General features: G+C 66.4%; 21 protein-coding genes and 2 tRNA genes. 13 read left to right on the top strand and 10 right to left on the bottom strand.

The annotated features are described in order from the left end of the window. The first annotated feature begins 65 nt into the window (after positions 1–65). The 4 genes from KV697_RS07770 (at position 66) to ruvA (ending at position 2,820) form a co-directional block, all read left to right on the top strand. Positions 66–605, top strand: coding sequence for a DUF1003 domain-containing protein (locus KV697_RS07770; protein WP_219020801.1), 540 nt, complete (start codon positions 66–68; stop codon positions 603–605). A 27-nt stretch (positions 606–632) separates the two neighbouring features. Beyond that, positions 633–1,376: a YebC/PmpR family DNA-binding transcriptional regulator gene (locus KV697_RS07765; protein WP_042484083.1), complete on the top strand. Its 744-nt coding sequence runs from the start codon at positions 633–635 to the stop codon at positions 1,374–1,376. A 105-nt stretch (positions 1,377–1,481) separates the two neighbouring features. After that, positions 1,482–2,000: a crossover junction endodeoxyribonuclease RuvC gene (gene ruvC / locus KV697_RS07760; protein ID WP_219020800.1), complete on the top strand. Its 519-nt coding sequence runs from the start codon at positions 1,482–1,484 to the stop codon at positions 1,998–2,000. A gap of 220 nt (positions 2,001–2,220) precedes the next feature. Next, positions 2,221–2,820, top strand: a complete 600-nt coding sequence (gene ruvA, locus KV697_RS07755) for a Holliday junction branch migration protein RuvA (protein ID WP_056437027.1) — start codon at positions 2,221–2,223, stop codon at positions 2,818–2,820. 119 nt (positions 2,821–2,939) lie between these two features. Here the strand turns inward: ruvA and KV697_RS07750 are convergent, their stop codons facing one another. Next, positions 2,940–3,833 carry a 2-hydroxyacid dehydrogenase gene (locus KV697_RS07750; RefSeq protein ID WP_219020799.1) on the bottom strand — a complete coding sequence of 298 codons (894 nt, stop codon included), beginning with the start codon at positions 3,831–3,833 and terminating at the stop codon, positions 2,940–2,942. A gap of 155 nt (positions 3,834–3,988) precedes the next feature. Here KV697_RS07750 and ruvB point away from each other — a divergent pair, with 155 nt between their 5' ends. The 4 genes from ruvB (at position 3,989) to KV697_RS07730 (ending at position 8,848) form a co-directional block, all read left to right on the top strand. Next, positions 3,989–5,014, top strand: a complete 1,026-nt coding sequence (gene ruvB / locus KV697_RS07745; protein WP_058718293.1) for a Holliday junction branch migration DNA helicase RuvB — start codon at positions 3,989–3,991, stop codon at positions 5,012–5,014. 618 nt (positions 5,015–5,632) lie between these two features. Then, complete coding sequence (locus KV697_RS07740; protein ID WP_219020798.1) at positions 5,633–6,847, top strand: toxic anion resistance protein; 1,215 nt, start codon at positions 5,633–5,635, stop codon at positions 6,845–6,847. 4 nt (positions 6,848–6,851) lie between these two features. Continuing rightward, a complete protein-coding gene (locus KV697_RS07735; RefSeq protein WP_257575705.1) occupies positions 6,852–7,586 on the top strand; it encodes a hypothetical protein in 735 nt (244 codons plus the stop codon). Then, positions 7,586–8,848, top strand: a complete 1,263-nt coding sequence (locus KV697_RS07730) for a hypothetical protein (RefSeq protein ID WP_219020797.1) — start codon at positions 7,586–7,588, stop codon at positions 8,846–8,848. The genes KV697_RS07735 and KV697_RS07730 overlap by 1 nt, the downstream gene beginning before the upstream one ends. A gap of 550 nt (positions 8,849–9,398) precedes the next feature. Here the strand turns inward: KV697_RS07730 and KV697_RS07725 are convergent. Next, positions 9,399–9,926, bottom strand: a complete 528-nt coding sequence (locus KV697_RS07725) for a hypothetical protein (protein ID WP_257575704.1) — start codon at positions 9,924–9,926, stop codon at positions 9,399–9,401. Positions 9,927–10,051: 125 nt separating this feature from the next. On the opposite strand from KV697_RS07725, the gene KV697_RS07720 reads away from it, so the two are divergent. Continuing rightward, on the top strand, positions 10,052–10,423 hold the full coding sequence (locus KV697_RS07720; RefSeq protein ID WP_219020796.1) for a PRC-barrel domain-containing protein: 372 nt from the start codon (positions 10,052–10,054) through the stop codon (positions 10,421–10,423). Positions 10,424–10,607: 184 nt separating this feature from the next. Here KV697_RS07720 and uvrB read toward each other — a convergent pair whose 3' ends face one another. From uvrB to KV697_RS07695, 5 genes are all read right to left on the bottom strand, one after another. After that, positions 10,608–12,800 carry an excinuclease ABC subunit UvrB gene (gene uvrB, locus KV697_RS07715; protein WP_219020795.1) on the bottom strand — a complete coding sequence of 731 codons (2,193 nt, stop codon included), beginning with the start codon at positions 12,798–12,800 and terminating at the stop codon, positions 10,608–10,610. 151 nt (positions 12,801–12,951) lie between these two features. Further along, positions 12,952–14,118, bottom strand: coding sequence for an MBL fold metallo-hydrolase (locus tag KV697_RS07710; RefSeq protein WP_219020794.1), 1,167 nt, complete (start codon positions 14,116–14,118; stop codon positions 12,952–12,954). 46 nt (positions 14,119–14,164) lie between these two features. Further along, positions 14,165–14,566, bottom strand: a complete 402-nt coding sequence (locus tag KV697_RS07705; RefSeq protein ID WP_219020793.1) for a DUF4345 domain-containing protein — start codon at positions 14,564–14,566, stop codon at positions 14,165–14,167. Next, positions 14,563–15,015, bottom strand: coding sequence for a DUF2721 domain-containing protein (locus tag KV697_RS07700; RefSeq protein ID WP_219020792.1), 453 nt, complete (start codon positions 15,013–15,015; stop codon positions 14,563–14,565). Before KV697_RS07700 ends, KV697_RS07705 begins: the two co-directional genes overlap by 4 nt. A gap of 206 nt (positions 15,016–15,221) precedes the next feature. Continuing rightward, a complete protein-coding gene (locus KV697_RS07695) occupies positions 15,222–15,851 on the bottom strand; it encodes a DNA-3-methyladenine glycosylase family protein (protein ID WP_219020791.1) in 630 nt (209 codons plus the stop codon). A 69-nt stretch (positions 15,852–15,920) separates the two neighbouring features. Between KV697_RS07695 and KV697_RS07690 the strand changes: the two genes are divergently transcribed. Continuing rightward, the gene (locus tag KV697_RS07690) at positions 15,921–16,238 is read left to right on the top strand and encodes a 2Fe-2S iron-sulfur cluster-binding protein (RefSeq protein ID WP_219020790.1); all 318 of its coding nucleotides are present in this window, start codon (positions 15,921–15,923) and stop codon (positions 16,236–16,238) included. A 506-nt stretch (positions 16,239–16,744) separates the two neighbouring features. Here KV697_RS07690 and rlmB read toward each other — a convergent pair. Both rlmB and KV697_RS07680 read right to left on the bottom strand, forming a co-directional pair. Next, positions 16,745–17,488, bottom strand: coding sequence for a 23S rRNA (guanosine(2251)-2'-O)-methyltransferase RlmB (rlmB, locus tag KV697_RS07685; protein WP_219020789.1), 744 nt, complete (start codon positions 17,486–17,488; stop codon positions 16,745–16,747). Continuing rightward, positions 17,488–19,098 (bottom strand): M20/M25/M40 family metallo-hydrolase, encoded by a 1,611-nt coding sequence (locus KV697_RS07680; protein ID WP_219021294.1) that lies wholly within the window; start codon positions 19,096–19,098, stop codon positions 17,488–17,490. The genes rlmB and KV697_RS07680 overlap by 1 nt, the downstream gene beginning before the upstream one ends. A gap of 169 nt (positions 19,099–19,267) precedes the next feature. On the opposite strand from KV697_RS07680, the gene KV697_RS07675 reads away from it, so the two are divergent. The 3 genes from KV697_RS07675 (at position 19,268) to KV697_RS07665 (ending at position 19,897) form a co-directional block, all read left to right on the top strand. Beyond that, positions 19,268–19,353: transfer RNA gene (locus tag KV697_RS07675), tRNA-Tyr, on the top strand. Between the two features lie 43 nt (positions 19,354–19,396). Then, positions 19,397–19,470, top strand: a tRNA-Gly gene (locus KV697_RS07670). A gap of 118 nt (positions 19,471–19,588) precedes the next feature. Continuing rightward, positions 19,589–19,897 (top strand): polyhydroxyalkanoic acid system family protein, encoded by a 309-nt coding sequence (locus KV697_RS07665; RefSeq protein ID WP_219020788.1) that lies wholly within the window; start codon positions 19,589–19,591, stop codon positions 19,895–19,897. A gap of 15 nt (positions 19,898–19,912) precedes the next feature. Here KV697_RS07665 and KV697_RS07660 read toward each other — a convergent pair whose 3' ends face one another. Further along, positions 19,913–20,122, bottom strand: a complete 210-nt coding sequence (locus KV697_RS07660) for a hypothetical protein (protein WP_219020787.1) — start codon at positions 20,120–20,122, stop codon at positions 19,913–19,915. Positions 20,123–20,198 lie beyond the last annotated feature (76 nt).

Raw genomic sequence — 20,198 nt, 5'->3', positions numbered from 1 at the left:
GGCGTTTGGCCGATCAACGCCCCAAGGAGCAAGGCATTTGATTCCTCACGAGGAGCGCCAAGCCCATGGCCCTGTCGACCGCTGCCGAAATCGCCCGCCGCACGCTCGGCAAGCCCGCGCACGAACTGGACGAGGAGGAAGCCCAGGTCATCGCCGATATCGAGTCGGGCCAGCTCAGCGCGCGCGACGCCGCCGATGTCGCGGACGAAACCTCGACCTGGGGCGAGAAGCTGGCGGACCGGGTGGCGGCGATCGGCGGCAGCTGGGGCTTCATCATCACTTTTTCGGTGATCCTGCTGGGGTGGATGCTGCTCAACTCGGACGTGCTCAGCCATTTCGGCATGGCGTTCGATCCGTACCCGTATATCTTCCTCAACCTGATGCTCTCGACGCTGGCGGCGATTCAGGCGCCGGTCATCATGATGAGCCAGAACCGGCAATCGGCGAAGGACCGGCTGGCGGCGAGCCTCGACTATCGCACCAATTTGCGCGCCGAGATCGACATATTGCGGCTGCACCACAAGCTGGACAACGCCGTCACCGAACGGCTCGATACGCTGGAGGCGAAGATCGACGGGTTGGCAAAGGCCCTTGGGCAGTCGTAAAGAGCCCGATCATCTCAAGAGGCACCGATGGCAGGCCACAGCAAATTCAAGAACATCATGCACCGCAAGGGCGCGCAGGATAAGAAGCGCTCGGCAGCATTTTCCAAGCTTTCCCGCGAAATCACCGTGGCGGCGAAGATGGGCACGCCCGACCCGGACATGAACCCGCGTCTGCGCGCCGCGGTCAACGCGGCCAAGGCGGCCTCGATGCCCAAGGACAATATCGCGCGCGCCATCGACAAGGCCTCGCGCGGCGACGGGGAGAATTACGAAGAAGTCCGCTATGAAGGCTTCGGCCCCGGCGGCGTCAGCCTGATCATCGAGGCGCTGACCGACAATCGCAACCGCACCGCGACGAACGTGCGCACCGCGGTGTCGAAGAATGGCGGCAATCTGGGCGCGGGCGGCTCGGTCAGCCACGGCTTCGACCGGATGGGCCTGATCAACTATCCCGCCAGCGCGGGCGACGCCGAAAAGGTGTTCGAGGCGGCCTTGGAAGCGGGGGCGGAGGATGTGACCTCGTCGGAGGATGGCCACGAAATCTGGACCGCGCAGGGTGATCTTCACGAAGTCGCCAAGGCGCTGGAGCCGGTGCTGGGTGAGGCCGAAGGCGCCAAGCTCGCCTGGCGTCCGCAGACCATGGTCTCGGTCGACGAAGCGGCGGCGGCGACGCTGTTCAAGCTGATCGATACGCTGGACGATGACGACGACGTCCAGACCGTCTGGGGCAATTACGAAGTCTCCGACGAAGTGATGGAAAAGCTGGGCTAAACCCCGTTCCTCCCCAAGCGATGCTTGGGGAGGGGGGCCGCCGGGCGAAGCCCGGTGGTGGAGGGGCAAAGCTGCACGAATGACGCTCCCCGCCGAAAGCCCGAAATGACCCCACCCCCCGCCATCATCCTCGGGCTCGACCCTGGTCTCGGCACCACCGGCTGGGGGGTGATCGCGGTGGAGGGCAACCGCCTGCGCCACGTCGCCAACGGCCAGATCAAAACCGAGCCGTCGATGCCGCTGCCGCGCCGCCTCGCGAATCTGCACGCCGCGCTGTACGACGTGATCCGCCAGCAACAGCCCGACGGGGCGGCGGTGGAAGAGGTGCTGGGCAACAGCAACGCGCAATCGACGCTAAAGCTGGGTCAGGCGCGCGGCATCGTCCTGCTATCGGCGGCGCAGGCCGGGCTGATCGTCGGCGAATATCACCCCAGCATCGTCAAGAAGGCGACCGTCGGCACCGGCGGCGCAGACAAGAAGCAGGTGCAGGCCATGGTCGGGCATTTGCTGCCGGGGGTGAAGCTGACCGGGCCGGACGCGGCCGATGCGCTGGCGGTGGCGATTACGCATGCGCATCACTTGGCGAGTGCTCGGGCGATGTCGCGGCGGGTTGGGGCGGTTTAACGGGGCGTCTCGCTGGCGGTGAGGCCCTCCCCCATCCCCTCCCGCTTGCGGGAGGGGCGTGCCAAAGGGCGCTTGCAGGAACACCTCGAGGCAGCGCTTGCCGACAGCCCAGTAACGCACCCCTCCCGCAAGCGGGAGGGGATGGGGGAGGGCAGGTTCCAGGCGACTCGCCCAGCGATACCCCCGTGACGTCCACCCCCTTTTGTTCTAACCCATCCCCATGATCGCGCATCTCAAGGGACGTTTGGACTCCACCGGCATCGACCATGCGGTGATCGATGTCGGCGGGGTCGGCTATCTGGTCGGCGCTTCGGCCCGCACTTTGTCGTCCATCGGGCCGGTGGGCGAAGCGGCGATGCTGCATACCGAGATGCTGGTGTCCGAGGATTCGATCCGCCTCGTCGGTTTCGCCAGCGCGGACGAGCGTGACTGGTTCCGGTTGCTGACCGGCGTGCAGGGGGTGGGTTCGCGCGTGGCGCTGGCGATCCTGTCCGCGCTGGAGCCTGCCGATCTGATGCGGGCGATCGCCAGCGGCGATAAGGCGATGGTCGCGCGGGCAAACGGCGTGGGGCCGAAGCTCGCCCAGCGGATCGTGATGGAGTTGAAGGACAAGGTCGGCGGCATCGTGCTCGCGCCCGGTTCGGGCGGCGGGGTGGCCGCGTCGGCCGGGGCAGGCGCGGATGCGGTGTCGGCGCTGCTCAACCTGGGCTTCCGACCCGCCGAGGCCAATGCGGCCGTGGCGGCGGCGGAAGAGGAATTGGGGGCCGGGGCGTCGCTGGATGCGCTGGTGCGGTTGGCCTTGCGCAAGGCGGCGAAGTAGCGCGGGTGGTAAGGGTGGGGCGTGGGCTTCGACTACGCTCAGCCTGAACGGCTGTTGTAGATCGGACCTGCCCCCAAACTCCGTTCAGCCTGAGCGAAGTCGAAGGCCACGGGAACCGACTAACCCAACAACCCCGGCACCTCACGCCCCGCAAAATGCGCCTCCAGGTTCTCCACCACCATTGCCGCCATCGCCGCACGCCCCTCCCGCGTGGCACTCCCCTGATGCGGGGCGAGGACGACATGGTTCATCCGGCGCAGCGCGTAAGGCACGTCGGGCTCATCCGCGAACACGTCCAGCCCCGCGCCCGCGATACGATGCGACTCCAACGCCGCGATCAGCGCGTCTTCATCGACCAGGCTGCCGCGCGCCACATTGACCAGCACGCCGTCCGCCCCCAGCCGATCCAGCACACCGCCATCGACCACCCGCCGCGTCTCGTCCCCGCCCGGCGCGGTGAGGAACAGCACGTCGCTTTCCGCCGCCAGCGTTGCCAGATCGGGCATGAAGCGCCAGGCCACCGGCTTCTCCGACCGCGCCGTGTAGACGATCTCGCCACCGAACGGCTCCGCCCTCTTGGCGATCGCCTGTCCGATCCGGCCCAGCCCGAAAATCCCGATCCGCCGTCCGCTGGCGCGCCGACCCAGCGGCACGGTCCAGTTGCCCATCCGCATCGCCCGGTCGTTCGCCGCGATCCGCCGGTCGACGGCCAGCCACAAGGCGATCGCCTGATCGGCGACATCCTCGGTCAATATGTCGGCGGTGATCGCGACGCGGATACCGCGCGCCGCGACCGCGTCATGATCGATCCCGTCATGGCCGACGCCGTGGATCGCGATGATCTCCAGTTCGGGCAGCCGGTCCAACAGCGCGGTGTCGACCGTCATCTGCCCACCGCCGACGATCGCTTTGGTGGTCGGCGGCGGCGCATCCCGGTGCAGCGTAAAGCGTTCGGCGAGCAGCAGCTCCAGGGCGGGCGAGACGGCGGTAGCCAGGAAGAGGTCGTGCGGCATGGCCCCCGGTGTAGCGCGTTTCCGTTCGCGAGTCCGCTATCCGGGGTTAAGCCATCGCACGGGCGATTGTCCCGGCCGCGCATCGCCTGCTATGTTCGTGCAATGTTCGCGGAGCTTCTCGACAGCCATGCCCCGCAACCGCTAGGGCTGACCTCGTGACCGACCAAGACCGCCTGTTATCCGCCAGCCGCCGTCCCGAGGATGTCGACGCCGCGCTTCGCCCCAAGAGCCTGGACGAATTCGTCGGGCAGCAGGCGGCGCGCGACAACTTACGCGTCTTCATCCAGGCGGCGCGCGGGCGTGGCGATGCGCTGGACCATGTGCTGTTCTTCGGCCCGCCGGGTCTGGGCAAGACGACGCTGGCGCAGATCATCGCGCGCGAGATGGGTGTGGGTTTCCGCGCGACCTCCGGCCCGGTGATCGCCAAGTCGGGCGACTTGGCCGCGCTGCTGACCAATTTGGAGGACGGCGACGTCCTGTTCATCGACGAAATCCACCGTCTGCAACCGGCGGTCGAGGAAGTCCTGTATCCGGCGATGGAGGACCGCGTTCTCGACCTGATGATCGGCGAGGGGCCGTCGGCGCGTTCGGTGCGGATCGACCTGCCGCGCTTCACGCTGGTCGGTGCTACGACGCGGCAGGGATTGCTGACCACGCCCTTGCGCGACCGCTTCGGCATTCCGGTGCGTCTGCAATTCTACACCGTCGAGGAACTGACCCGCGTCGTCACCCGCGCCGCGCGGCTGCTCGACCTGCCCATTGCCGAGGACGGCGCGGTCGAGGTCGCGCGGCGCTCGCGGGGCACGCCGCGTATCGCCGGGCGGCTGCTGCGCCGGGTGCGCGACTTCGCCAGTGTGGCGGGGCATGAGATCGTCCATGCCGCCGCCGCCGACCAGGCGCTCAATCGGCTGGAGGTCGATGCGCTGGGGCTGGACGCGATGGACCGCCGCTATCTGACGATGATCGCCGACGTCTATCGCGGCGGGCCTGTCGGCGTGGAGACACTGGCCGCCGGTCTGTCCGAACCGCGCGACACGATCGAGGAGGTGATCGAGCCGTTCCTGATCCAGCTCGGCCTGCTCGCCCGCACCGCGCGCGGGCGCATCCTCAATCCGGGTGGGTGGAAGCATCTGGGGCTCAACCCGCCGATCGGATCGCAGGACGGTCTGTTCGACGCCTGAGGGGGCGAGCGTCACGCGTCGCACCCCACCTCCGTTCAGCCTGAGCGAAGTCGAAGGCCACGCGGAACCGGCAGAAACACAAGCCCGCCTTGCTCGCAGGATATCCCGTGGCCTTCGACTTCGCTCAGGCTGAACGGAGGTCAGGGGCGGGCTCAAAATGGACCCCCGCCGGTCGGAAGACCGATAGGGGCCAGGTGGGTATTTCTCTATGCTGCGTTCGGCCCGGCATCTCCGTTCGGGGAACGATCACGGCCCCGTAACCGCATGATTCCGCACGCGAAGGTGCGGGAGCCACGAGCTTTGGGGATGACCGGACCGTCCGGAGAGGCAAGGCCGAGCCGGGGTAACGAACCCCCCTGACTTCGGTTGCGCGAGGCGGACGATCATTTTCCGATCCATTCCTCCCCTGCAAGGGGAGGTGGCAGGCCGAAGGCCTGACGGAGGGGTGTCACGCTATCGAGAGGGGGGACACCCCTCCGACGCGCTACGCGCGCCACCTCCCCTTGCAGGGGAGGAAAGTTTGAGGCTGCCCCAGCGCATAGTATTACCCCGATAATACACTTGAACCCGGCGACCATCCCCTCCACACTATGCGTGCGTATTTGGAGAGTTTGAACAATGGCCACGACCGCCGATACCGTGACCCAGGAAAAGGGGCTGACGCTGACGCCGCCCGATCCCGTGCCGACGGTGGCGCCCGCCCAGGCCGCCGGACTGGTGCCCGTCGACGACAAGACGCGCACGCAGCTGGAGCAGAAGGTCGACGGCTTCGTCGCCGAGCTGATCGCGCAGGACGTGAACAGCCCTGAATTCGGCCGCCGCGTCGATGCGATCACGGCGATGGGGCAGAAGGAAATTCGCGAGGCGGCCAGCCAGTCCAACCGCTTCCTCGATCGCCCGGTCAAGGCGATGGATGGCGAGACGGGGGTGGGCAAGGACCTGACCGAGCTGCGCCGCGTCGTCGAAAGCCTCGATCCCGGTCGCCAGGGCAATCTCTCCGCCCCGCGCAAGTTGCTCGGCATCCTGCCCTTCGGGAACAAGATGCGCGACTATTTCGACGGCTATCGCTCGTCGCAGACGCATATCGCGGCGATCCTGAAGAGCCTTTCCTCGGGCCGCGACGAACTGCTCATGGACAATGCCGCCATCGATACCGAGCGCGCGAATCTGTGGTCGGCCATGGGGCGGCTGGAACAGATGATCCATCTGTCCAAGACGATGGACGCCAAGCTGGAGGATACCGCCAACGAGCTGGATCATACCGATCCTGCCAAGGCCAAGGCGATCCGCGAGACCGCGCTGTTCTACACCCGTCAACGGACCCAGGACCTGCTGACCCAGATGGCGGTCACGGTGCAGGGCTATCTGGCGCTCGATCTGGTCAAGAAGAACAATGTCGAGCTGGTGAAGGGCGTCGACCGCGCCTCGACCACCACCGTCTCGGCGCTGCGCACCGCCGTCACCGTGGCACAGGCGCTGGCCAACCAGAAGCTGGTGCTCGACCAGATCACCGCGCTGAACACCACGACCGCCAACATCATCGATTCGACCGGCAAGCTGCTACGCAGCCAGACCGCACAGATTCACGAGCAGGCGGCGGCCTCGACCATCCCGTTGGAAACGCTGCAACGCGCGTTCCAGAATATCTATGACACGATGGATGCGATCGACAGCTTTAAGCTCAAGGCACTCGATTCGATGAAGACGACCGTGACGACGCTGGGCAACGAGGTCGAGAAGTCGAAGGGCTATATCGCCCGTGCCGAGGGCGCGCAGAACCCGCAGCTGACCAGCGGGTCGGCCGCATCGTCGTTCAAGCTGGAGGCGCTGTAATCCCGTGACCACCCCCCGCTCGAACGAGGTCGATGCCCAGATCGAGCGTGCGCGCGAAGTGATGGCGCGCATCTCGCAGGATTATCGGGGCCAGGCGGAGGCCACGATCAAGCGCGCCCGGCGCAAGACGCGCTCTGCGTTGCGTCGGCTTGCGATGATCGCCTTCGCCAACGGCGTCATCCTGATGGCGGCGATGGTGACCGGCCTGATCCTGCCCGGCGGCATCGGTATTTTCGGCGCGCTGGCGGCGATGATGCTGATGCTGGCGGCGACGCTCGCCATCGCACTCGCGCCCGCCGCGCGCGCGCCGACGCCCGCCAAGCTGGCACAGGTCGATATCAAGGCGCTGCCCGCCCAGACCGAACGCTGGCTGGAGGCGCAGCGCCCGCTGCTGCCCGCACCCGCCGTGCAACTGGTCGACCGGATCGGGCGGCGTCTGGACACGCTCTCGCCGCAGTTGGCGGGCGTCGATAACGAGACGCCCGAGGCGATGGAGGTCCGCCGCCTGATTGGCGAGCAGCTCCCCGCTTTCCTGCGCGACTACGAACGCGTGCCCGAGCCGCTGCGCCGGGTCGAACGCAACGGCCGGACGCCGGATGCGCAGCTGGTCGATGGCCTGAAGCTGATCGAGCAGGAAATCGGCGACATGACCCAGCGGCTGGCCCAAGCCGACCTTGACAGCCTGTCGACCCGCAGGCGATTTCTGGAAATGAAATATCGCGAGGAAAGGGCGGACTGATGCGGGGCGCGGCAATGGTGGTGACGATGATGCTCTCCACCGCCGCAATGGCACAGGACGGGCCGAGCAAGGCGGACTGGGACGCCATCAACGGATCGCTGGATCAGCTGAAGGACGGCCGCTATCTCGACGCGGCGGACATATTGCGGCCGCTGGCCTTTGACGCGTCCGGCAAGCCCAAGCCCGGTATCTTCTATAGCCAGTGGCGAGAGGCGCAGACGCGCATGACGGCCGAGCCCGTCGGTCCCGAGCCGCAACCGTCGGATGGACCCAAGGCCAAGGCGGCCGCCGAGCGTCTGGTCGCCGCCACGCCGCGCGATGCGATCGCGGAGATCGTCGCGCGGGCGGCCAAGACTCGCGTGGTGATCCTCAACGAAGATCATGGCCGGCCGCGCGATCGCGCCTTTGCGCTGGAAGTTGCGGGGGCCTTGCGTCCGCTGGGCTATTCGCTGCTCGCGGCGGAAACCTTCTGGAACGCGGACGGTCAGGCGCCGATGGCTCGGTTGGCGAAGGATGGCTTTCCGGTCCACAGCTCGGGGCATTATACCCAGGACCCGGTGTTCGGTGACTTCGTCCGGCAGTCGCTAGCCATGGGCTATCGTCCCGTGGCCTATGAAGAGATGGAAAGCGGCAAAGGCCTGAGCCGCGCCGAGAGCATCGCCCGGCGCGAGGAGGCGCAGTCCAGCAGCCTGGCCAAGGTGCTGGCCGCTGATCCCAAGGCCAAGATGTTCGTCTATGTCGGCCACAGCCACGTCGCCGAGGAGCCGATCGACGGCTCCGGCAACGCCAAGCAAAGCTGGATGGCGGCTCTGCTGAAGGCCAAGACCGGCATCGATCCGTTGACCATCGACCAGACCACGCTGGGGCAGAGCGCCAGCGGCTATAACGGCTTGGCGCGCCGGGTTTTGGCGGCCAAGGCGTCCGGCCGCTCGGTCGTACTGTTCGACGGCGACCGTCCTATGACGGTCGGCCAATATGCCGGTGCGGTCGATCTGCAGGTCTATCATCCGACCACGCGCATGGTGAAGGGTCGCCCCGACTGGCTGGCGGCGATGGGGCGCAAACCGATGGCCATTCCGGCGGGCTTCGTGCCGCAAAAGGGCGAGCGGCTGGTGCAGGCATTCATCGCGGGCGAGAGCGACGATGCGATTCCGGTCGATCAGGTGCTGGTCCAGGCGGGCAAGGACGTGCCCGTTCTGCTGGTGCCCGGCGACAAGCCCCTGCGGCTGGCGATGCAGGACCCGGCGCCCGCCAAACCCTAAACCGGCTTTCTTCCCCTGGCGGGGGAGGGGGACCATGCGCAGCATGGTGGAGGGGTGTAACCGGTGGAGAGGGAGCGCCCCGGAGCGGCGGGTGACACCCTTCCGTCAGGCCTATGGCCTGCCACCTCCCCTTGCAGGGGAGGAACGGGTTCATGGCCGCTGGCACTCGCGCCGAACAGCATTATCCCCCAAATGAAAAGAGGCTGCCGGGACGTCATCGCGACGGCCCCGGCAACCCCTAAACATGGTCAGCGGCCGGAGAGCTCCAGCCCGGGAGACCATGCGGGCCTCAAGACATCAGGCGCGACCGTTGATTGGGGGAGAATACCCCCCGAGACGCGCCCATCGATGTCAGAGACCGGCCCCCCGAACGAACTGAACCGACCCCCTTGCTGAACCATGAGACATCGGATCACCTCCTTTCGCTAGTTAAAGCCAATGCGCCCTTTCAAAGTGCGCAACGCCAATGTGCGTAGGCGAAAGCCAATAAACAAGACTTGTAATGCGATGATGTTTGGCCGAGCATCCTGCGCCCGCCAAATCGCGGGACTCAGCCCCGGCAATCCTCGATCACGCGCCCGATCTCCGCATAGGCGGGGATGACCAGCGGCACCTGGCCGCTTTGTTCGATCGTGAACCGGCCCCGGCTGAACGCCATGGCATCCAGCAGCGGATCGGCGACCGGCAGCGACAGCTCCGCGCCACCCGCGACCGCATGGGCGGTCAGGCTGCGCGTCGTGCTGGAGGTGCGGACGGTGACCGCACCCGCGACCGAGGCGGGGCGGCCGAGGCGAATCTGGCGGGTGCGCGGATCGCAGGCCAGGGTTAGGCGGGTGACGCCGCCGGTGCCGAACACCGCGATCGAGCCTTGCGCCGCGCGCTGGTAACGCCAGTCCCCCGGCGTCAGCGGCCAGTCTCGCCAGTCGCTCCCCAGCACCGGGCGCGGCGCGGGCGGGGCGGGGTGGGGGGCGTGTTGCACCGGGGCTGCGGCCTCCGGGCGGGTCGCGGCGGGGATACAGCCCGACAGGGCGGCGGCCCCGACGATCGGGGCGAGGGAAGCAAGGGACAGGCGACGCATCGCGTCCAGCCTATGCGGGAGGGTGGCCGGATGCTCAACCCCGCGCTGCGACGGGACGTGCCGATGCGGCGAGGGTCGGAACCCGGCCCCGCCCTGACGGTTCATCCGACCAAATGGAGGTTAATATGGCCGAACACGACACGCCCACCCTGATCCTGGTCCAGTCCACCGTCTCGGGCACGCTGAAGCTCGAAAGCCGCGATGGCGATGCGATCGGTAGCGTCTATGCCTTCATGGTCCATAAGCGCTCGGGCCGCGCGACCCATGCGGTGCTGGCGCTGGGTGGGTTCCTCGGCATGGGCAAGAGCTTCTATCCGGTGCCGTTCAGCCTGTTGCAGTTCGATCCGGTGGGCGACCAGTATGTCATCACCGTCGACCGTCGCCTGCTGGAAGGCGGACCGAGCTGGTCCAACAATGCGCCGGTGTTCGATCAGGCTTATGCCGATCGGGTTGCGGGTTATTATGGGGTGGGGACGGAGAATTTAGATTTGGGGTGAGGTTTCGGAGGGCGGTCCTTGTGGCTTGCCCTCCCCCATCCCCTCCCGCCTGCGGGAGGGGTGCGTTACTGGGCAAGCATCAAGGCGCTACGTCTGAGAAATTCCTACCGCTGCCACCGGCACGCCCCTCCCGCAGGCGGGAGGGGATGGGGGAGGGGCACCGCCAAGCAGCCCACCCCAATGATCAATTCGCCTTCCGCCCACTGGCAAACTTCTTGCTCTTCCCGAACCGAGTCTTGCGCGTCCCCGGTTTGCCCTCGTTGGACCGCCCCATGATCGGCGCCTTCTGCTCATGCACCGGCAGGCCCAGTTCCTCATTCTCCAACTGGCGAATCTCATCGCGCAACCGGCCCGCTTCCTCGAATTCGAGGTCGGCCGCAGCCTTGCGCATCTTCTTCTCGAGTTCCTCGATATAGGCGCGCAGATTGTGGCCGACCATGTGCGGACGGTCCTCGTCGATCGGCACGGTCACCTGGTCGCCCGACGCCACATGCGCGATGATGTCGCCGATCTGGCGGCGGATCGTCTGAGGCGTGATGCCGTGTTCGGTGTTGTACGCCATCTGCTTCTCGCGACGCCGCGAGGTTTCCAGCATGGCGCGTTCCATCGATCCGGTGATCCGGTCTGCGTACAGGATCACCCGCCCATCGACGTTGCGCGCGGCACGCCCGATCGTCTGGATCAGCGAGGTTTCGGACCGCAAAAACCCTTCCTTGTCCGCGTCCAGGATCGCGACCAGCCCGCATTCGGGAATGTCCAATCCCTCGCGCAGCAGGTTGATGCCGATCAGTACGTCATACACGCCCAGTCGCAAGTCGCGGATCAGCTCGATACGCTCCAGCGTCTCGACGTCCGAGTGCATGTAGCGGACCTTGATCCCCGCCTCATGCATATATTCGGTCAGGTCCTCCGCCATTCGCTTGGTCAGCGTAGTGACGAGGGTGCGGTAACCGAGCTCGGTCGTCTTGCGCGCCTCGATGATCAGGTCCTGCACCTGCTCCTCGACGGGCTTGATCTCGACCGGCGGGTCGATCAGGCCGGTGGGGCGGATGACCTGCTCGACGAAGACGCCGCCGGTCTGCTCCATCTCCCAGTTGCCGGGGGTGGCCGAAACGCTGACCGTCTGCGGGCGCATCGCGTCCCATTCGTTGAAGCGCAGCGGCCGGTTGTCGATCGCCGATGGCAGGCGAAAGCCATATTCGGCCAGCGTGATCTTGCGCCGGTGGTCGCCGCGCGACATGCCGTTGATCTGGCCGATGGTGACATGGCTCTCGTCGACGAACAGCACCGCGTTTTCGGGGAGATACTCGAACAAAGTGGGCGGCGGTTCGCCGGGCAGGCGACCGGTCAGGAAGCGGCTGTAATTCTCGATGCCGTTGCAGCTGCCGGTGGCCGCGATCATCTCCAAATCAAAGTTGGTGCGCTGCTCCAGCCGTTGACGCTCCAGCAACTTGCCCTCGATCTCCAACTCCTTCAGCCGCTCGGTCAGCTCGAACTTGATCGCCTCGACCGCCTGCTTCATCGTCGGACCGGGCGTGACATAGTGCGAATTGGCGTAGATGCGCACCGAGTTGAGGCTCGCCACCTTCTTGCCGGTCAGCGGATCGAACTCGACGATTTCCTCGATCTCGTCGCCGAAGAAGGACACGCGCCAGGCGGAATCCTCATAGTGCGATGGGAAGATTTCGAGATTGTCGCCGCGCACCCGGAAATTGCCGCGCATGAAGGCGGCGTCGTTACGCTTGTACTGGAGTGCGACGAGCTTGCGGATGATCTCGCGCTGGTCGACGCTTTGGCCCTTTTTCAGGTCGAAGATCATCGCCGAATAGGTTTCGACCGAGCCGATGCCGTAAAGGCACGACACCGAGGCGACGATGATGACATCGTCACGCTCCAGCAGCGCACGGGTTGCCGAGTGGCGCATCCGGTCGATCGACTCGTTGATCGAGCTTTCCTTCTCGATATAGGTGTCGGACCGGGGTACATAGGCTTCAGGCTGGTAATAGTCGTAATAGCTGACGAAATATTCGACCGCGTTATTGGGGAAGAAGTTCTTGAACTCCCCATACAACTGTGCCGCGAGGATCTTGTTGGGGGCAAGGATGAGGGCCGGGCGCTGCAATTCCTCGATCACCTTCGCCATGGTGAAGGTCTTGCCCGAGCCGGTGACGCCCAGCAGCACCTGATCCTTGTCGCCCGCGCGGGCGGCGGCGGTCAGTTCCTTGATCGCTGCGGGCTGGTCGCCGCTGGCGGTATATTCGGTGACCAGCTCGAACCGCTTGCCCCCTTCGGCCTTTTCGGGACGCGACGGGCGGTGGGGGATGAAGCTGACCCCGGTTTCGGGCTCGTCGAGGGTGGTGCGGATCTGGATCGCCATGAAAGGGAATATGGGTCCAGTTGCGCTTTTGTTCCAGTGGGGCCGAGGTTTCGGCGTGGGCTTCGACTTCGCTCAGCCTGAACGGGGTTTGGTATCCGGTACCATTCCAACATTCCGTTCAGCCTGAGCGAAGTCGAAGGCCAAGGGATCGCTATCGCAAAGCCCGAACCTGCGGCGTGTCGAGGCAAGCCCGCATCGCCGCATCGCTCGTCCGTACCGCGCCCGCAGCCTGGAACGGCGCGATTTCCACCGGCTCGCCCAGACGGACCGCCGCAAACCGCCCCGGCGCTCCCGAACAGCGCATCGCCGCATCCAGCAACTTGGGCGGCGTATCATAAGCCTCATAGGAAAGCCGGAACGTGCCCCAATGGATGGGGATCGCCGTGGACGCGCCCAGCCGCTCGAAAATCTGCACGGCCTGCGGTGGCCCGACATGGCTGCCCGACGCCATCTGGCCCGGCACGAAGCGAAACGCGCCGATCGGCAGCAGGGCGAGGCGCACCGGGCCAAGTCGCGCCGCTTCCTCCGGCCAGCGGCCGTCGCCCATGCCGGTATCGCCCGCGAAAAAGATATTCCCGCCGGGCAATTTCACCACGAAGCTGGACCAGAGCGCGCGGTTGCGGTCGGCGAACCAGCGGCTGCCCCAATGATGGTTGCGGGTCACGGCCACCGAGATGCCGGGCCGGATCACCTTCTCCCGGCCCCAGTCTAGCGCGGTGGCGGGGACGCCGACCTGGCCGATTACGCTGTCATTGCCCAGGCTGGTGACGACGAGCGGCCGGTCGCGGGCCCACAGCTTTTTCAGCGTCGTCTGGTCGAGATGGTCGTAATGATTGTGGCTGATGAGGATCAGGTCGATCCGGGGCAGGTCGTCCAGCGCCACGCCGGGCCGCGCCACCCGCTTCGGACCGAAGCCGAACGGTCCCGCGCGCTCGGCATAAATGGGGTCGGTCAGGATGTTCAGGCCCTGGGTCTGGACCAGCACGGTCGCATGGCCGATCCAAGTGGCGACCATGCGCTGTCCGTCGACGCGGGCCTCGGGCTTGGATGGCTGGACGGCCACCGTCTCGGGCCAGACGGGGCGGCCGTCATCGCCGGTCAGCTGTCGCCACAGGAAACCGCTGCGCCCGCCGCGGGTCGGCATCCGAAAGGTGTCGCTATCGCCATCGGGGTTGAAGAAGCGCTCGCCGTCATAATGGCCGCTCTCCGGCCCCTCATAATAGAGCCGGTCGAGATAATGCGGCACGATCGTCGCGCTCAGGCCGAGCACGATCAGGATCAGCGCCAGCGCCTTGGCGACGCGGCGGACGATCGTCATGCGGGAGCAACCCGGTCGTAAAAGCGCATCGCAAAGCTCCTGACGGTCAGCAATGACCGCGCGCGATGCGGGCCTGCCAGAGCATAAGAAGCGGCACGACTCCCAGTTCCATTACCAGCCCCAACTGATGCCCGGGGGAGGGGGCGCCGATCGTCGCCCAGGACAGCAGCCGTGCCAGACCGCCCGCCACCACCAACAGGCCGAGCAGGCGGAACCGCGCGCTCTTGCGCTCGATGCCGGGCACGCAGGTCGCGAAGGCGAGGCCGAGCGCAAAGAAGATGCCCGAGACGTACCGGAACTGGCTGTCCAGATCGGTGGGGATCACCGGCGCATGACCCAGCCAGCCCGGACCGCGCGCGATGCTGATCCCTCCGATAGTCAGCGGCACCAGACAGGCGATGGCGACGATGGTCTGCAAGGCGCGCCGCTCGATCGGCGTGACGCTCAATTGAGGATTTCCTTGCGGACGTGAATGGCGCGCAACGAGATGCGCACCTCGATCATGAAGGCGATCAGGCACAGGGTCAGCAGGCTGACCGACATGATGAAGGCCAGCGCGATCCAGGTGCCGATATGGAATTTACCGATATTGGCGATGAACAGCACCGCGATCACGATACAGGCCATCACCGCGCTCGACACGGCCAGGAACAGCGCGGCGTTGATGATCGACATGCGCCGGTCGAGCAGCCGCAGCTCCCATTTGTGGCGCAACCGCTCGGGGCCGTCATCGACCTTGTGGATCATCATCTCCAGCCCGCGCGCCCGGTCGATGACCCGCGCCAGCCGCCCGGCCAGCACGTTCAGCAACTGCCCGATCGCGGCGAGCAGGAAGACGGGGGCCAGCGACAACTGGATGGTCTGGGCGATGGTGGCGACGGCGGGCAGGGTGGGCATCGCCGGAAATGGTGGCGTGTCGCGCCGGGCGGGGCAAGGGGGAAGTGGGATACAATCATTCCTCCCCTGCAAGGGGAGGTGGCAGGCCGAAGGCCTGACGGAGGGGTGTCACGGGGTGAGAGGGAGAAGTTCCTCGCAGCCGGTTACACCCCTCCACCATCCTGCGAATGGTCCCCCTCCCCTTGCAGGGGAGGAACGGGTTGCCGTTACACCGGCGCGGCGTCGGCGCCCGCGCCGTAATGGTGCCAGGTGAAGATCGCCAGCGCGCTGCGGTGCGGGCGGAACGCCTCCGCCAGTTCGCGGACCAGCTTTTCCGACGGGCGCGCGTCATGACCCAGGATACGCCCCATCTCGATCTGCACGGCCAGGTCGCCTGCGGGCCAGATGTCGGTGCGCCCTTCGGCGAACAGCAGATAGACCTCGGCCGACCAGCGGCCGATGCCCTTCACCGCGACCAGCTTGGCGATCGCTTCCTCGTCATCCTGCGGCAGATCGGACAGATTCAGGCGGCCGCTCGTCACTTCCTCGGCAAGGCTGCGGAGATAGCCCGCCTTTTGGCGTGATATACCCGCGCTCCGCAGCTCCTCGTCGGTGACGCCGTGAAGCCGCGTCGGGTCGCTCGCATCGCCGAGCAGTTCGTTCAGCCGCCGCCAATGCGCATCGGCCGAGGCTACCGAAACCTGCTGGCCCAATATGGTGCGGACCAACGTGGCATAGCCGCGCGCCCGGATACGCGGCGCGGGATAGCCGATCCGCTCCAGCGCGGCGGCGATGGCGGGTTCGACGGCGGCGAGCGCGTCCATGCTTTCGCGAATCTGTTCGGCGCTTAGCCCCATGATGCTTGATCCGCGCGTTCAGGCCCGGCAGAGCCGCTTTCAACACCAGGGCCGACAAGGAGAATGGACATGCCCAAGCTTATCGTCGTGACCCGCGACGGGGAAGAACGCGAAATCGACGGCGAAGCCGGTCTGTCGGTGATGGAAGTCATCCGCGACGCGGGTGTCGACGAATTGCTGGCGCTGTGCGGCGGCTGTTGCAGCTGCGCGACCTGCCATGTGCATGTCGACCCGGCCTTTGCCGACACGCTGCCCGTGCTCGGCCCGGACGAGGACGACCTGCTCGATTCGACCAGCGACCGGGATGCGACCTCGCGACTGTCGTGCCAGCTGCCGTTCGGTGAAGCGCAGGACGGGATGCGGGTGCGGATCGCGGCGGAGGACTGACGGCGCATCGCGTCGGAACGTCGGAGGCGGGGTTTCTGCCCCGCCTTTTTGTTCGCGCAAAGGCGCGGAGATGTCCGGCGCGGAGCGAGCGGGCCCTGCTATCGCGACCAGTAGCCTTGGATTGGGATGACATAGGGCCGACCCAAGCCGAGCCCCTCCCCCTAAAGGGGAGGGGTTGGGGTCGGGCATCACCACAGGCACGGCGTTTGCGGCAGCGCCCCACCCCCGGCCCCTCACCTGAAGGGGAAGGGTGGATCAATCTCACGTCTTCCTGCTTAAGGCAGTCCGAGAGGCCTTGCGGCCAGAAACGCCACCTCCGCGAACCGAAACCCCGTGGCCTTCGACTTCGCTCAGGCTGAACGGAGGAAGGGGATGGTGGCCACACGTACCAACAGCCGTTCACGCTGAGCGAAGTCGAAGCGCACGCCCGGCGCTTGCCATTCCCACTATCTGCGACCTGCGCGCCAAAACAAAGCGGCAGGGAACCGACCCCGCCGCCCGGGAAATCACCGCGCCGCCACCGCATACAGCGCGATCGCCGCCGCGTTGGAGACGTTCAGGCTTTCCACCTTAGGGCTGATCGGCAGCTTGGCAAGTTCGTCGCAATGCGCCTCGGTATTCTGGCGCATGCCTTCGCCCTCGGCGCCCAGCACGATGCAGATGCGCTGCGTGCCCATTGCCTGGGCCAGCGTCTGGCTGGCATGGCCGGTCAGGCCGATGCGCCAGAAGCCAGCCTCCGCGATTTCCTCCAGCGCACGCGCCAGGTTCACCACGCGCACCCAGGGCACCGTCTCCAGCGCGCCGCTGGCCGAGCGGGCGACCGTGCCCGATTCGGGCGGCGCGTGCCGGTCCTGGGTCACGATGGCGAGTGCGTCGAACGCGGCGGCCGAGCGCAGGATCGCGCCGACATTGTGCGGGTCCGTCACCTGATCCAGCACGACGAGCGGCCGCTGATTATCCTGCGCCTCGTGCAGCAGATCGCCCAGCCAGATATCCTCCAGCGGATCGACCTCGGCCACCAGCCCCTGATGCGGCGCGTCGGACGGAACCAGGCGGCCCAGATCGGCGACGTCGGCATAGGTGACCGGCACGATCGGCGGCAGGTCGAGCGCGGCCAGCGCCTCGCGCGTGCCCCAGATCTTGCGCACCGTCCGGTTGGGATTGGCGAGCGCCGCGGTCACCGCATGTCGCCCCCAGAAGCGGGGGCGGTTGGATGAACCCTGGCTGGGGCGATGTCCTCGGCGTGCCATCAGTCGTCGGTATCCGTAAAATCAAAGGGTTTGGTCGTCGCCGGTTGCGTCGGCACCGGCGGGCGCGGCAACGCCTTGTCCGCATTCGCCGCCGCGAGCAAGACCCCGGCGAGCACGACCGAGGCCTGACGCATGTCGTCGCCCTTCAGATGGTCGAAGGTATCGGCCGAGCTGTGATGCGTCCGGCTGCCATAATCCAGCGGGTCCTGGATGAACTGGAAGCCCTGCACGCCGACCGCCTGCATGAAGACATGGTCGGTGCCGCCGGTCGTCCGCTGCACGACATTGCCCGCGCCCAGCGAGGCATAGGGGGACAGCCATTCCTTCAGCATCGGCACCGCCGCCGGATTGTTCTCGGCGTAAATCCCACGCAGCTTGCCCGAGCCATTGTCGATGTTGAAGTACGCCGCCAGATCGCCGTAACCCGGCTTGGGCGTGATCGGCCAGCGATTGGTCCAGCCATAATAGCGCTTCAGGCCCGATTGCGGCGCATCGTCGGGGCGGCCGCGCGTCGCCAGATGCTGTTCGACATAGGCCATGGAGCCCAGGATGCCCTGCTCCTCGCCCGACCAGAGCGCGAAGCGGATGGTCCGCTTCGGCCGCTGGCCGGTGGCGGCCAGGATGCGTGCGGCCTCCATGATCATCGCGCTGCCCGCCGCATTGTCGGTCGCGCCGTCGCCCGCGACCCAGCTGTCGAGATGCGCGCCCGCCATCACATAGCCCGCCTTGGGGTCGGTGCCGGGGATTTCCGCGATGATGTTGTACGCATTCACGTCGCTGTCGTCATATCGGACGTCGCTCAGCACCTCGATCGTCGGGGCGGGGCCGGTCTTCGTCAGGCGCGCGAGGCGGCGATAATCCTCGGCGGCCAGTTCGATGCCGGGGACGGCGGGCGTCTCGCCGCGTCCGAACAGATAGCCCTCGCCGTGCACCAGCTTGCCGTCGCGGTAGCTCTGGGTGACATAGGCCACCGCGCCCTCGGCCTTCAGGAACGCATCGAGCTTCTGCGCGAAGTCGAGGCGCTTCATGCGACGGTCGGCGCTGTCGGGATCATGCTCGGGCTGGACGTAGAGGTCGAGCTTGGAAATGTCCTCGCCGGTCAGGCGGCGGAAGGGGGCGCTGGTCTGCTCGTCGCCGGTGCCGGGCATCGTCACCATGACGATCTTGCCGCGCAGCTGGCCGCGCCACTTGTCGAAGTCCCGCTCGCGCTTCATCGGCGCGACGATGACGGGGGCGGTGACGGCGCCATTGGTGCCGGGCGTCCAGGCGATCGGGATCGCGGTCAGTTGCAGCGGGCGAGGCGACACCATGCGCACGCTGGCGCGCTCGATCGACCAGCCGCGTCCGAACGCGAAGCCTTCCTTATGGACGTTCTTCAGCCCCCATTTGGCGAACTGCTCGGCGGTCCAGCCCTCGGCGGTGCGCATTGCCGGGCTGTTGGTCATGCGCGGGCCGATCACGTCGGTCAGATGCTGCACGGTCTGCATGACCTGGCTGTGGTTCATGCCCTCATCGATCAGCCGGTTGGCGGCGCTGCGGTCCTGCGCGGAGGCTGCGGCGACAGGCAGCAGGGCGGCCGCCGCGACGGCGGCGAGCAAGGATGGGCGCATCATGATATTTCCCCCGGTATCTCTACTGATGGGACAAAGGCTATGTCCCGTTCGCCCGACATGCAAGCAACGGGATCAATCGCGATCTGTGCAAAACGCACAAAACGGCGTTGACAGGCCGCGCGCGCTTCGGCATTGGGCGCGCCTCGCTTCGATGGAGCGACACCCCGGAAGGGTGGCCGAGTGGTTAAAGGCAGCAGACTGTAAATCTGCCCGCGTGAGCGTACACTGGTTCGAATCCAGTCCCTTCCACCATCCCCGCCAATCGGCTAGGGTCGATCAGCGGTGCTGGACCTGAGCGGGTATAGCACAATGGTAGTGCAGCAGCCTTCCAAGCTGAATACACGGGTTCGATTCCCGTTACCCGCTCCATCCCCGGAAATCTTCGGCAAGTCCGGCTGTTACATTATTTCACCGCATAGCCCTTGACCCCCATGGCAAACCACGCCACGCGGTTCTCGATTTCACGCATGAAAGAGAGTTTCGCCCGATGGCATCGGTCAATTTCGACATCCCCCATGGCCTGGGTCATGCCGAAGCACGGCGCCGGATCGAGCAGGGGCTCCCCAAGCTGGAAGCGCATATTCCCGGCGGCGGCCAGGTCTCGTCGGAATGGCCCGCCGAGGATCGGCTGATCCTGACCATCATCGCCATGGGTCAGACGGTAAAGGCCGATATGGAGGTCGCGGACGATGCCCTGCGCGGCACGGTCACGATCCCGATGATGCTGTCGATGATGGCGGGGCCGATCGGCGATTTCGTGAAGACCAGCGCCGAGAAAATGCTGTCCAAGGCGTAACGCGGTCGATCCGGATCAGCGGGAATCGCGATCCGGCAGGTGCCGGGTTGCGACGCCGACCAAGACCGCCGTCGACAACAGGATCGACGAAACCAGCCCGCCGATCGCGAGCAGCCCGCCACTGGTGACGCGTAGTCCAAACCGCAGATCGACCGCGCGCCCGGCGGATAGGCGCAGCGTCGCCTTATGCGAGACAGGGTGCTGGTCGAGCGGTTTCGGAGTCATGCTGGTTTAACGCCCCGGTCGTCCGGCGGTTCATCCGGCGATGTGTCCGGCACTTCCGAATTATCTCATGATTTTC

The organism is Sphingomonas sanguinis, from assembly GCF_019297835.1.
GTDB lineage: Bacteria > Pseudomonadota > Alphaproteobacteria > Sphingomonadales > Sphingomonadaceae > Sphingomonas > Sphingomonas sanguinis_D.
Note: the sequence above shows the minus strand (reverse complement) of the source record. Positions and strands in the feature narration are given on the sequence as shown.

Excerpts from the sequence above, each read along its gene's own strand:
- KV697_RS07710 (WP_219020794.1), bottom strand. The coding sequence starts at position 14,118 with ATGACGATCGTCCGCCGCGTCGCCAAGGCGCTGGCGCTGATCCTGATC.
- ruvA (WP_056437027.1), top strand. The coding sequence starts at position 2,221 with ATGATCGCGCATCTCAAGGGACGTTTGGACTCCACCGGCATCGACCAT.
- ruvC (WP_219020800.1), top strand. The coding sequence starts at position 1,482 with ATGACCCCACCCCCCGCCATCATCCTCGGGCTCGACCCTGGTCTCGGC.
- KV697_RS07730 (WP_219020797.1), top strand. The coding sequence starts at position 7,586 with ATGCGGGGCGCGGCAATGGTGGTGACGATGATGCTCTCCACCGCCGCA.
- KV697_RS07680 (WP_219021294.1), bottom strand. The coding sequence starts at position 19,098 with ATGCGCCCATCCTTGCTCGCCGCCGTCGCGGCGGCCGCCCTGCTGCCT.
- rlmB (WP_219020789.1), bottom strand. The coding sequence starts at position 17,488 with ATGGCACGCCGAGGACATCGCCCCAGCCAGGGTTCATCCAACCGCCCC.
- KV697_RS07725 (WP_257575704.1), bottom strand. The coding sequence starts at position 9,926 with ATGCGTCGCCTGTCCCTTGCTTCCCTCGCCCCGATCGTCGGGGCCGCC.
- KV697_RS07690 (WP_219020790.1), top strand. The coding sequence starts at position 15,921 with ATGCCCAAGCTTATCGTCGTGACCCGCGACGGGGAAGAACGCGAAATC.
- KV697_RS07660 (WP_219020787.1), bottom strand. The coding sequence starts at position 20,122 with ATGACTCCGAAACCGCTCGACCAGCACCCTGTCTCGCATAAGGCGACG.
- KV697_RS07720 (WP_219020796.1), top strand. The coding sequence starts at position 10,052 with ATGGCCGAACACGACACGCCCACCCTGATCCTGGTCCAGTCCACCGTC.
- KV697_RS07700 (WP_219020792.1), bottom strand. The coding sequence starts at position 15,015 with ATGCCCACCCTGCCCGCCGTCGCCACCATCGCCCAGACCATCCAGTTG.
- KV697_RS07695 (WP_219020791.1), bottom strand. The coding sequence starts at position 15,851 with ATGGGGCTAAGCGCCGAACAGATTCGCGAAAGCATGGACGCGCTCGCC.
- KV697_RS07740 (WP_219020798.1), top strand. The coding sequence starts at position 5,633 with ATGGCCACGACCGCCGATACCGTGACCCAGGAAAAGGGGCTGACGCTG.
- KV697_RS07665 (WP_219020788.1), top strand. The coding sequence starts at position 19,589 with ATGGCATCGGTCAATTTCGACATCCCCCATGGCCTGGGTCATGCCGAA.
- KV697_RS07770 (WP_219020801.1), top strand. The coding sequence starts at position 66 with ATGGCCCTGTCGACCGCTGCCGAAATCGCCCGCCGCACGCTCGGCAAG.
- KV697_RS07765 (WP_042484083.1), top strand. The coding sequence starts at position 633 with ATGGCAGGCCACAGCAAATTCAAGAACATCATGCACCGCAAGGGCGCG.
- KV697_RS07750 (WP_219020799.1), bottom strand. The coding sequence starts at position 3,833 with ATGCCGCACGACCTCTTCCTGGCTACCGCCGTCTCGCCCGCCCTGGAG.
- uvrB (WP_219020795.1), bottom strand. The coding sequence starts at position 12,800 with ATGGCGATCCAGATCCGCACCACCCTCGACGAGCCCGAAACCGGGGTC.